Below are 11,649 nucleotides of genomic sequence, written 5' to 3' on the forward strand. Positions count from 1 at the left end.
GACGGGCCTCATTCAGTCGTCCGTGGACGGCACCGCGGCCTCCTCGGCGCCGGCGCGTCCGTCCCGTTCCCCGCTTTCGGGGTCCAGGAGCGCGCAGGCGACGGTCAGCAGCTGGTCGATGTCCACCGGCTTCGGTACGTAGTCGTCGGCGCCCCGGGCGATGGACTTCTCGCGGTCTCCCGGCATCGCCTTCGCGGTGAGCGCGACGATGGGCAGGCCCGTCCAGCGGGGGGTGCGGCGGATGGCGGCGATGGTCTCGTATCCGTCCATCTCCGGCATCATGATGTCCATCAGCACGAGTTCGACATCCGGGTTGCGCTCCAGCGTCTCGATGCCCTCGCGGCCGTTCTCCGCGTAGAGGACCGGCATGCCGAGCCGGCCCAGGACATGGGTGAGGGCGAAGACGTTGCGGATGTCGTCGTCGACGATCAGCACCCGTCGCCCGGTCAGGACGTGACCCGCGCGGCCCGCCTGCCACGCCTCCAGCCTGGTCGGCGCGGGCCAGGAGTCGTCGGGGTCGTGGGGGGTGGGGGACGGCTCGGCCGGCAGGTCGTCCGGCACCGGCAGCGGGCGGTCCTCGGCTGTCGGACCGGTCGCCGAGTGGCCGGGGCCGACGACCGGGACGTACAGCGTGAAGGCGGACCCCCGGCCGGGCTCGCTCTCGGCGACGATCCGGCCGCCCAGCAGGCCCGCGATCTCACGGCTGATGGACAGGCCCAGGCCGGTGCCGCCGTACTTGCGGTTGGTGGTGCCGTCGGCCTGCTGGAACGCCTCGAAGATCACCGGGAGTTTCTCGGGGGCGATCCCGATACCGGTGTCGCAGACCGTGAAGGCGACCACGTCGTCGCTGTCGCGGACGTAGCGGTGCTCGGGGTCCTGCACGCGGATGACGCGCAGTTCCACCCGGCCCGACGCGGTGAACTTGATCGCGTTGGAGAGCAGGTTGCGCAGGATCTGCTGGAGCCGCTGCTCGTCCGAGTACATCTCGCGCGGCACGTCCTCGCCGACCGTCACCTCGAAGGCGAGCCCCCGGTCGATGGTCAGGGGCCGGAAGGTGGCGTGGACGTAGTCGAGCAGCTTGATCAGGGGGAGCCGCTTCGGGCGTACGTCCATCCGGCCCGCCTCGATCTTCGACAGGTCCAGGATGTCGTTGATCAGCTGGAGGAGGTCGGAGCCCGAGCGGTGGATCGTCGACGCGAACTGGACCTCCTGGTCGGAGAGACGGCCGTCCGGGTTGTCCGAGAGCAGCCTCGCCAGGATGAGCAGGGAGTTCAGCGGAGTGCGCAGCTCGTGCGACATGTTCGCCAGGAACTCCGACTTGTACTGCGAGGACGTGGCCAGCAGGGCCGCCTTCTCCTCCAGTTCCGCGTTCGAGCGCTGCAACTCGGCCTGCCGCTTCTGGAGTTCGTCCGAGCGCTCCTGGAGCTGCCTGGCCAGGCGCTGCGACTCGCCGAGCAGGGACTCGGTGCGGGAGTTGGCGATGATGGTGTTGATGGCGACGCCGATGGTGTTCACGAACTGGTCGAAGAAGGCCAGGTGCACGTCCGAGAAGCGGGAGAAGGACGCCAGCTCGATCACGCCGAGGAGCTTGTCCTCGAAGAGGATGGGGATGATGACGACGCTCGCCGGGGCCGCCTCCCCGAGCCCGCTGTTGATCTTGATGTAGTGCGGCGGGGCCTCCTCCACCAGGATCCGCTTCTTCTCGCGCGCGGCCTGGCGTACGAGGCCGTGCACCGGCATGGCTCCCGTGTCGACGGTCGCGCTCTGCGCCGAGCCGTACCCGGCGATGAACGCGAGTCCCTTCGCCGGGACGGCCGTGTGGAGGGAGGTGCCGTCCTCGTCCGGGTCGGCCAGGAAGAACGCGCCGTACTGGGCGTTCACCAGCGGGGTCAGCTCGCGCAGGATCAGGTCGGCGACCTCCATCAGGTCCCGGTGGCCCTGCATCAGCGCGGCCAGGCGGGCCAGGTTGGACTCCAGCCAGTCCTTCGCGCGGGTCGTCTCGCGGAGGTTGGCCACCATCAGGTTGATGTTGTCCTTCAGCTCGGTGACCTCGCCCTGAGTCTCCACGGTGATCGAGCGGGACATGTCGCCCTGGGCGACGGCGGAGGCGACCTCGGCGATCGCGCGGACCTGGGTGGTCAGGTTCAGCGCGAGTTCGTTCACGTTCGTCGTCAGGCGCTTCCAGGTGCCGTAGACGCCCTCCACCCGGGCCTGTCCGCCCAGTCGGCCCTCGGAGCCCACCTCGCGGGCCACGCGGGTGACCTCGGAGGAGAAGGAGGACAGGGTGTCGACCATCGTGTTGATGGTGGTCTTCAGTTCCAGGATCTCGCCGCGCGCGTCCACGTCGATCTTCTTCGACAGGTCGCCCTGCGCCACCGCCGTCGCCACCTGGGCGATGTTCCGCACCTGCGACGTGAGGTTGTCCGCCATGTAGTTGACGTTGTCCGTCAGATCCCGCCAGACGCCCGAGACGCCCAGCACCCGGGCGCGTCCGCCGAGCCGGCCGTCGGTACCGACCTCGCGGGCCACGCGCGTCACCTCGTCGGCGAAGGCGCGCAGTTGCTCCACCATCGTGTTGACGGTGTCCTTCAGTTCCAGGATCTCGCCGCGCGCGTCGACCGTGATCTTCTTGGACAGGTCGCCGTTGGCGACGGCGGTCGTGACCTGGGCGATGTTCCGCACCTGCGAGGTCAGGTTCAGCGCCATGAAGTTGACGTTGTCGGTGAGGTCCTTCCAGACGCCGGAGACGCCCCGCACCTGCGCCTGCCCGCCGAGGTTGCCTTCGGTGCCGACCTCGCGGGCGACGCGGGTGACCTCGTCGGCGAAGGCGGAGAGCTGGTCGACCATCGTGTTGATCGTCGACTTCAGCTCCAGGATCTCGCCCTTCGCCTCCACCGTGATCTTCTTGCCGAGGTCGCCCTGGGCCACGGCGGTGGAGACCAGCGCGATGTTGCGGACCTGGGAGGTCAGGTTGTCCGCCATGAAGTTGACGTTGTCGGTGAGGTCCTTCCAGACGCCGGAGACGCCCCGCACCTGCGCCCGTCCGCCGAGGTTGCCTTCGGTGCCGACCTCGCGGGCGACCCTGGTCACTTCGTCGGCGAAGGCGGAGAGCTGGTCGACCATGGTGTTGATCGTGGACTTCAGCTCCAGGATCTCGCCCTGGGCGTCCACGGTGATCTTCTGGGACAGGTCGCCGTTGGCCACGGCCGTGGTCACCTGGGCGATGTTCCGCACCTGCGAGGTCAGGTTCGACGCCATGAAGTTGACGTTGTCGGTGAGGTCCTTCCAGACCCCGCTGACGCCCCGCACCTGCGCCCGTCCGCCCAGCTGCCCCTCCGTGCCCACCTCGCGGGCGACCCGGGTGACCTCGTCGGCGAACGCGGACAACTGGTCCACCATCGTGTTCACGGTCAGCTTCAGTTCGAGCAGTTCGCCGGTCGCCTCGACCGTGACCGTGCGGGTCAGGTCGCCGCGGGCCACCGCCGTCGTCACCAGGGCGATGTCGCGGACCTGGGCGGTCAGCCGGGACGCCATCGTGTTGACCGCCTCGGTCACATCCCGCCAGCTTCCGGACAGCCGCTGCACCTTGGCCCGCCCGCCGAGCCGTCCCTCGGTGCCGACCTCGCGGGCGACCCGGGTGACCTCGCCGGTGAACAGGGAGAGCTGGTCGACCATCTTGTTGACGGCCCGGCCCAGCCGGCGCAGGTCACCGCGCAACTGCCTGCTGCCGTCGTGCAGATCGACCCGCTGGGTCAGATCGCCGCCGGCCACCGCGTCCAGCACCCGGGTCGCGTTCGCCGCCGGGGCCACCAGGGCGTCGAGCACCTGGTTGACGTCGTCGACCCGGGAGGTCCAGGCGCCCTGGCCGGGGCTGGCCGAGAGCCGTTCGTCGAGCCGTCCGTGCCGGACCAGCTCCCGCTTCACGCGCTGCACTTCCGTGCTGAAGTGCGTGCTGCGGTCCACGATCTGGTTGAAGACGGCCGTCAGTTCGGCCACCAGGCCGTGCCCCGACTCCGGCACCTTGGAGAAGTCACCGTCCCGGGCCGCGGTCATCGCGGCGAGCAGCGGGCGCAGATCGGATGCTCGAATCCGGCCATCCTCGTGTCCGTCTTCGAGTGGACGCGTAGCACTGTTCTCACTCATGGCGGCCCACTTCGGTAACTCGGCGCTTATGGGCGTGGCCAGTCTGTCACTCTGTCGGCATCGACTGAGGCGTATTCGTCCGAACCGCTCGGGGAGCTGTAGATGGGGGCCATTCCGACGCAACGGGAGACCGTTTCCCGTGCCTCCGAAGCGCCCGCGCCCGGGGGCCCGCACCCGCACGCCGACGGACACCCGCACGCCGACGCGCCCCCGCGTGCCGCGACGCACGCCACCCTCTCCGGTGGTCCGCTCGCGCCGAGCTCCGCCCGTGCGCTGTTACGCGCCGCGTTCGCCGAGTGGGCCGAGCGGGGACTGCCCGGGACCGAGCACCTCAGCGACCGGCTGGCCGGTGACGCCGTACTGGTCGTCAGCGAACTCGTCACCAACGCCGTCGTGCACGCGGGCACCGACGTGGAGGTGGAGTGCCGGCTGGAGGCGCAGACGGGCGCCCTCGTCGTCGAGGTGCTGGACCGCCACCCCTCGCGCGCCCCGCGCGACGACGCCGTGGAAGCGGCGTCCGGGATCCCGGAGTACGGGCGCGGGCTGCGGCTGGTCGCCGTGCTCGCCGAGTCCTGGGGCATCACCTACCGCACGGGCGCCAAGACGGTGTGGGCGCGGCTGCCCGCGCACGCCGCCCCGGCCGCCGAGGAACGCGCGGCGTACACCGGGGAACGCGGGCTGGAACGCGGGCTGCGGGTCGCCGCGATACTCGCCCCCGAGCCGCAGCGCACCGAGCAGGAACGGGACTGGCTGGGCCGCGGCGCCCTCTCCTTCCTCGCCGAGGCCTCCGACCTGCTCGCCGGGCAGCTCGACGAGAACCTGGTGGCCGCGCTCGCCGGACAGCTGATCGTGCCGCGGCTGGCCGACTGGTGCGCGATGTGGCTGGAGGACGAGGCCACCGGCCGGGCCGGCCGCGCCGGCTGGGCGGCCGACGGCACCGCGGGCGCCGGGCCGCAGCTGGCCCGGGTGTGGCACGGCAGCGAGAACCGCATCGAGGAACTGCGCCGGGCCCTGGAGAAGGAGCCGCTGCACCCGCCGGACCCGGCGCGCTCCGGACCCGTTCCCTTTCCGTGGCCCGGCCAGGCGCTGGGCCCGGACGGCTCCGCGCTCGCCTACCGCCTGGCGGCCGGCGGACGCCCGCTCGGCACCCTGGTCATCGGCCGGGCCGGGCTGCTGCGCTTCCCCGACGAGATCACCGGGCTCGTCGAGGACCTCGGCCGCCGGGTGGCCCTCGCCATCGGCGCGGCCCGCCAGTACGCCCGGCAGGCCACCATCAGCGCCGTACTGCAGCGCGGACTGCTGCCCGGCGCGGTCGCCGAGATACCCGGGATGCGCAGCGCGCTGGTGTACGAGCCGTGCGACAAGGGCGGGCCCAGCGGTGACTTCTACGACCTCTTCCCGGCCGGTGACGGACGCTGGTGCTTCGCCGTCGGCGACGTCCAGGGCAAGGGCCCCGAGGCCGCCGTGGTCATCGGCCTCGCCCGGCCCTGGCTGCGGCTGCTGGCCCGCGAGGGCTACCGCGTCGGTGACGTCCTGGACCGGCTCAACCAGCTGCTCCTCGACGACGCGACGGAGGCCGCGGACGCGGCGGCCCGCGCGCTGGTCTCCGCGGGCGGACGGCCGGCGGGCCCCGGCGACGGCCCGCAGACCCGCTTCCTGTCCCTCCTCTACGGCGAACTGGTCCCCTTCGACGGCGGCGTGCGCTGCACCCTCGCCTCCGCCGGGCATCCGCTGCCGCTGATCCTCGGGGCGGGCGGCGCGGTCCGTACGGCGGCGCACCCGCAGACCCTCCTGGGGGTCATCGAGGACGCCACCTACACCAGCGAGACCTTCGAGCTGCGGTCCGGCGACAGCCTGCTGTGCGTGACGGACGGGGTGACCGAGCGGCGCAGCGGCTCCCGGCAGTTCGACGACGAGGACGGCCTCGCGGCGGCGCTGGCCGGCTGCGCGGGGCTCGACGCGGAACTGATCGCCGAGCGCATCAAGCGGCTGGTGCACGCGTTCGGGGCACGGCCGCCACAGGACGACCTGGCGCTGCTGGTCCTGCAGGCGGAGTAGGCCCGCCCGCGGGTGCGGGACAATGGGGGACATGCCTTCCGCACTCCCCGACGGTGAGCCCGTACCCGACGACGGCGCCCTGCCCGCGTCCGCGCTCGCCGGGGCGGCCGACCGTCCCCTCGGGTTCTACCTGCACGTCCCGTACTGCGCGACCCGCTGCGGCTACTGCGACTTCAACACGTACACGGCGACCGAGCTGCGCGGCACCGGCGGTGTCCTCGCCTCCCGCGACAACTACGCGGACACCCTGATCGACGAGATCCGCCTCGCCCGCAAGGTCCTCGGCGACGACCCCCGCGAGGTCCGCACGGTCTTCGTCGGCGGCGGCACGCCCACGCTGCTGGGCGCGGCGGACCTGGTACGGATGCTGGGCGCGATCCGTGACGAGTTCGGCCTCGCGGCCGGCGCGGAGGTCACCACGGAGGCGAACCCGGAGTCGGTGGATCCGGCGTATCTGGCCGTGCTGCGGCAGGGCGGCTTCAACCGGGTCTCCTTCGGCATGCAGAGCGCGAAACAGCATGTGCTGAAGGTCCTGGACCGCACGCACACCCCCGGGCGCCCGGAGGCGTGCGTCGCGGAGGCCCGCGCGGCCGGCTTCGCGCACGTGAACCTGGACCTGATCTACGGCACGCCCGGAGAGTCCGACGACGACTGGCGGGCCTCGCTGGAGGCGGCCCTCGGCGCCGGTCCCGACCACGTCTCGGCGTACGCGCTGATCGTCGAGGAGGGCACGGGGCTCGCGCGGCGGATCCGCCGGGGCGAGGTGCCGATGACCGACGACGACGTGCACGCGGACCGGTATCTGATCGCCGAGGAGATGCTGTCGGGGGCCGGCTACGACTGGTACGAGGTGTCCAACTGGGCCACGTCCGCGTCCGGCCGCTGCCTGCACAACGAGCTGTACTGGCGGGGTGCCGACTGGTGGGGCGCGGGACCGGGCGCCCACAGTCACGTCGGGGGCGTGCGCTGGTGGAACGTGAAGCATCCGGGGGCGTACGCCGGGGCGCTGGCGGCGGGGCGGTCGCCGGGGGCCGGGCGGGAAGTGCTGTCGGCGGAGGACCGGCGGGTGGAGCGGATCCTGCTGGAGCTGCGGTTGCGGGAGGGGGTGCCGCTCGGGCTGCTGCGGGAGGCCGGCCTGAAGGCGTCCGAGCGGGCGCTCTCCGACGGACTGCTCCAGGAGGGGCCCTACGCGCAGGGGCGCGCGGTGCTCACGCTGCGGGGGCGGCTGCTCGCGGACGCGGTGGTACGGGATCTGGTGGACTGAGGGGTTCCCCGCCCCCGGCCGCCCCTTCCCGTTACCGGCCTTCCGGGGGCTCCGCCCCGGACCCCGCTCCTCAAGCGCCGGAGGGCTGATTTCAGCCTGTCCGGGCCGGTGGGGCGAAAACCGCTCCGGCCCTCACTCCGGTGCCGTCACGAAGTCGATCAGTTCCTCGACCCTGCCGAGCAGCTCCGGCTCCAGGTCCCGGTACGAGCCGACCCGCTTCAGGATCGCCTGCCACACCGCCCCGGTGTTCTCCGGCCAGCCCAGCGCGCGGCACACGCCCTTCTTCCAGTCCTGGCCGCGCGGGACCCGCGGCCACGCCTCGATACCGAGGGCCGACGGCTTCACCGCCTCCCAGATGTCGATGTACGGGTGGCCGACGACCAGCGCGTGCTCGCTGGTCACCGACGCGGCGATGCGGGACTCCTTGCTGCCGGGCACCAGGTGGTCCACCAGGACGCCGAGGCGGGCGTCCGGGCCGGGGCCGAAGTCGGCGACGACGGACGGGAGGTCGTCGACGCCCTCCAGGTACTCCACGACGACGCCCTCGACGCGCAGGTCGTCCCCCCACACCTTCTCGACCAGTTCGGCGTCGTGCCGCCCCTCCACGTAGATCCGCCCGGCGCGGGCCACGCGCGCGCGTGCGCCGGGGACGGCCACCGAACCGGAGGCCGTACGGGAGGGGCGTACCGCGGCCGTCGACGGCGGGCGGACCAGCGTCACCGCGCGGCCCTCCAGGAGGAAGCCGCGCGGCTCCATCGGGAACACCCGGTGCTTGCCGAAGCGGTCCTCCAGGGTGACCGTGCCCGCCTCGCAGCGGATCACCGCACCGCAGAAACCCGATCCCGCCTCCTCGACCACCAGGCCGGGCTCCGCCGGAACCTCCGGTACGGGCTGGGGCTTCTTCCACGGCGGGTTCAGGTCCGGAGAATACTGGCGCATTCGCACGACGATAGGAGAAGCCGTCGGCGAGTCCTCACGACACGCCGAAGCGCTCCGCCAGCGCGTCCCGCTGCGCCCGCACGAACCGCGCGTCCACCACCGCTCCGTGACCGGGCACGTACAGCGCGTCCTCGCCGCCCAGGTCCAGCAGCCGGTCGAGGGCGGCGGGCCAGTGCGACGGCACGGCGTCCGGGCCCGCCTGGGGCTCGCCGGACTCCTCGACCAGGTCGCCGCAGAAGACGACCTCGGGAGACCCGGGGACGAGGACCGCGAGGTCGTGGGCCGTGTGACCGGGGCCCACATTCGCCAGCAGGACCTGCCGGCCCTCGCCCAGGTCGAGGGTCCACTCGCCGGAGACCCGGTGCGGGGGCACCACCAGGGCGTCGACCGCCTCGTCGGCCAGGGCGGCGTCCAGGCCGTTGCGTACGGCGTCCGCGCGCAGCTCCTCGCGGGCGTGCCGCCCCTCGAACACCGTGTCGATGCCCACCGCGCCGAACACCTCCGCCCCCGCGCAGGCCGCGGCGCCGAAGACGTGGTCGAAATGGGGGTGGGTGAGCGCGAGATGGGTCACACGGTGACCGGCGAGCCGCTCCGCCCGCGTCCGCAGCCGCGCGCCCTCCCCGAGGCTCGACCCGGCGTCGATCAGCAGGGCCGTGCCCGCGCCGACCACCAGCCCCGCCGTGCAGTCCCAGCCCGGCAGCCGGCACCGCCCGACCCCGGCCGCCACCCGCTCCCATCCCAGCTCTTCCCAAGTCACCCTCATACCGCGACGCTAGCGGTGACCGGCCGCCCGGGCACGGCGCCCGAGGACCGGCCTTGCCCCGTGCGTACCTCACGGCCGTACACTGGGCCGGGGAACGCTGGCACTCGAATGTGACGAGTGCCAGGCAAGGCGCCAAGGGGACGACCACTGGAGGTGTGCGCGATGCTGAGTGAACGCAGACTTCAGGTACTGCGCGCCATCGTCCAGGACTACGTCGGCACCGAGGAGCCCGTCGGGTCCAAGGCGCTCACCGAGCGGCACAGCCTCGGCGTCTCCCCGGCGACGGTCCGCAACGACATGGCGGCCCTGGAGGACGAGGGGTACATCGCCCAGCCGCACACCAGCGCGGGGCGGATCCCCACGGACAAGGGGTACCGGCTGTTCGTCGACAAGCTGGCCGGCGTCAAGCCGATGACCGCGCCCGAGCGGCGCGCCATCCAGAACTTCCTCGACGGCGCCGTCGACCTGGACGACGTCGTGGCCCGGACCGTGCGGCTGCTCGCGCAGCTCACCCGGCAGGTCGCCGTCGTGCAGTACCCCTCGCTGACCCGTTCGACCGTGCGCCATGTCGAGCTGCTGTCGCTCGCCCCCGCGCGCGTGATGCTTGTCCTGATCACGGACACCGGCCGGGTCGAGCAGCGGATGGTCGACTGCCCGGCGCCGTTCGGCGAGCCCTCGCTCGCGGATCTGCGGGCGCGGCTCAACAGCCGGGTCGCGGGCCGTCGCTTCACCGACGTGCCGCGTCTGGTGGAAGACCTGCCGGAAGCCTTCGACCTGGAGGACCGCGGTACGGTCACGACAGTGCTCTCCACCCTTCTGGAGACGCTCGTCGAGGAGAACGAGGAGCGGCTGATGATCGGCGGGACCGCCAATCTCACCCGCTTCGGACATGACTTTCCCCTCACCATCCGGCCCGTCTTGGAGGCCCTGGAGGAGCAGGTCGTGCTCCTCAAGCTCCTTGGCGAGGCGGGGGATTCGGGCATGACCGTGCGTATCGGGCACGAGAACGCCTACGAGGGGCTCAACTCCACCTCCGTGGTGTCGGTCGGCTACGGTTCGGGCAACGAGGCAGTCGCCAAGCTCGGCGTGGTCGGACCGACCCGCATGGATTACCCGGGAACGATGGGAGCGGTACGCGCAGTGGCACGGTACGTCGGACAGATCCTGGCGGAGTCGTAAGTGGCCACGGACTATTACGCCGTTCTCGGCGTGCGCCGCGACGCGTCGCAGGATGAGATCAAGAAGGCCTTCCGGCGGCTCGCACGCGAGCTGCATCCGGACGTCAACCCCGATCCGAAGACCCAGGAGCGGTTCAAGGAGATCAACGCCGCCTACGAGGTGCTGTCGGACCCGCAGAAGAAGCAGGTCTACGACCTCGGCGGCGACCCGCTCTCGCAGGCCGGCGGCGCCGGTGGCGCGGGCGGCTTCGGAGCGGGCGGCTTCGGCAACTTCTCCGACATCATGGACGCGTTCTTCGGCACGGCGTCCCAGCGGGGCCCGCGTTCGCGCACCCGGCGCGGCCAGGACGCGATGATCCGGCTGGAGATCGACCTGGAGGAGGCGGCCTTCGGCACGACCAAGGACATCCAGGTCGACACGGCCGTCGTCTGCACCACGTGCAGCGGCGAGGGCGCGGCGCCGGGCACCTCGGCGCAGACGTGTGACATGTGCCGCGGCCGCGGTGAGGTCTCCCAGGTCACCCGGTCCTTCCTCGGCCAGGTCATGACCTCGCGGCCGTGCCCGCAGTGCCAGGGCTTCGGGACCGTCGTCCCGACCCCGTGCCCGGAGTGCGCGGGGGACGGCCGGATCCGCTCCCGTCGCACCCTGACCGTGAAGATCCCCGCCGGTGTCGACAACGGCACCCGGATCCAGCTCGCGGGCGAGGGCGAGGTCGGCCCCGGCGGCGGTCCCGCCGGTGACCTGTACGTCGAGATCCACGAGCTGCCGCACTCCCAGTTCCAGCGCCGGGGCGACGACCTGCACTGCACGGTCACCCTCCCGATGACCGCCGCGTCCCTGGGCACCAAGGTCCCGCTGGAGACGCTGGACGGCCTGGAGGAGGTCGACATCCGGCCCGGCACCCAGTCCGGCCAGTCGATCCCGCTGCACGCCCGGGGTGTCACGCACCTGCGCGGCGGCGGACGCGGTGACCTGATCGTGCACGTCGAGGTGCAGACCCCGACCAAGCTCGACGTGGAGCAGGAGCGCCTGCTGCGCGAACTGGCCAAGCTGCGCGGCGAGGAGCGTCCGACGGGGCAGTTCCAGCCGGGCCAGCAAGGGCTGTTCTCCCGGCTGAAGGACGCGTTCAACGGGCGTACGTGACAGCGGGCCGCCGCCCCGGGTGTGACCGTCGGCGGCGGCCCCTGGTCCTCGCTCAGGCCTGAACGGCCCGGTCCGCAGGCGTCGGACGAGCTGTTCCGCCGGGGCGTATGCCAGGGGGAAGGCCGGATTCGGACTTGTTCGGAGGACGTGACAACATGCC

7 protein-coding genes are annotated in these 11,649 nt (G+C 72.2%); 4 read left to right on the forward strand and 3 right to left on the reverse strand.

Annotated features, from left to right (window positions below; genetic code table 11):
* Positions 1-12 precede the first annotated feature (12 nt).
* Positions 13-4,143 (reverse strand): HAMP domain-containing protein, encoded by a 4,131-nt coding sequence (locus ACWD0J_RS19815; protein WP_451497104.1) that lies wholly within the window; start codon positions 4,141-4,143, stop codon positions 13-15.
* Between the two features lie 102 nt (positions 4,144-4,245).
* Between ACWD0J_RS19815 and ACWD0J_RS19820 the strand changes: the two genes are divergently transcribed.
* The gene (locus tag ACWD0J_RS19820; RefSeq protein WP_451497105.1) at positions 4,246-6,201 is read left to right on the forward strand and encodes a SpoIIE family protein phosphatase; all 1,956 of its coding nucleotides are present in this window, start codon (positions 4,246-4,248) and stop codon (positions 6,199-6,201) included.
* Between the two features lie 31 nt (positions 6,202-6,232).
* Complete coding sequence (gene hemW / locus ACWD0J_RS19825) at positions 6,233-7,465, forward strand: radical SAM family heme chaperone HemW (protein WP_451497106.1); 1,233 nt, start codon at positions 6,233-6,235, stop codon at positions 7,463-7,465.
* Positions 7,466-7,597: 132 nt separating this feature from the next.
* Here hemW and ACWD0J_RS19830 read toward each other — a convergent pair whose 3' ends face one another.
* Both ACWD0J_RS19830 and ACWD0J_RS19835 read right to left on the reverse strand, forming a co-directional pair.
* Positions 7,598-8,404, reverse strand: a complete 807-nt coding sequence (locus tag ACWD0J_RS19830; RefSeq protein ID WP_451497107.1) for a DUF3097 domain-containing protein — start codon at positions 8,402-8,404, stop codon at positions 7,598-7,600.
* A gap of 34 nt (positions 8,405-8,438) precedes the next feature.
* Positions 8,439-9,167: an MBL fold metallo-hydrolase gene (locus ACWD0J_RS19835; protein WP_451497108.1), complete on the reverse strand. Its 729-nt coding sequence runs from the start codon at positions 9,165-9,167 to the stop codon at positions 8,439-8,441.
* 162 nt (positions 9,168-9,329) lie between these two features.
* Between ACWD0J_RS19835 and hrcA the strand changes: the two genes are divergently transcribed.
* A complete protein-coding gene (gene hrcA / locus ACWD0J_RS19840; protein WP_451497109.1) occupies positions 9,330-10,346 on the forward strand; it encodes a heat-inducible transcriptional repressor HrcA in 1,017 nt (338 codons plus the stop codon).
* Positions 10,347-11,489, forward strand: coding sequence for a molecular chaperone DnaJ (dnaJ, locus tag ACWD0J_RS19845; RefSeq protein WP_451497110.1), 1,143 nt, complete (start codon positions 10,347-10,349; stop codon positions 11,487-11,489).
* Positions 11,490-11,649 lie beyond the last annotated feature (160 nt).

The sequence above is a fragment of the Streptomyces sp. NPDC003011 genome (genome assembly GCF_053591515.1).

Coding starts and splice junctions, on each gene's coding strand:
- ACWD0J_RS19815 (WP_451497104.1), bottom strand. CDS start 4,143: ATGAGTGAGAACAGTGCTACGCGTCCACTCGAAGACGGACACGAGGAT.
- ACWD0J_RS19820 (WP_451497105.1), top strand. CDS start 4,246: ATGGGGGCCATTCCGACGCAACGGGAGACCGTTTCCCGTGCCTCCGAA.
- hemW (WP_451497106.1), top strand. CDS start 6,233: ATGCCTTCCGCACTCCCCGACGGTGAGCCCGTACCCGACGACGGCGCC.
- ACWD0J_RS19830 (WP_451497107.1), bottom strand. CDS start 8,404: ATGCGCCAGTATTCTCCGGACCTGAACCCGCCGTGGAAGAAGCCCCAG.
- ACWD0J_RS19835 (WP_451497108.1), bottom strand. CDS start 9,167: ATGAGGGTGACTTGGGAAGAGCTGGGATGGGAGCGGGTGGCGGCCGGG.
- hrcA (WP_451497109.1), top strand. CDS start 9,330: ATGCTGAGTGAACGCAGACTTCAGGTACTGCGCGCCATCGTCCAGGAC.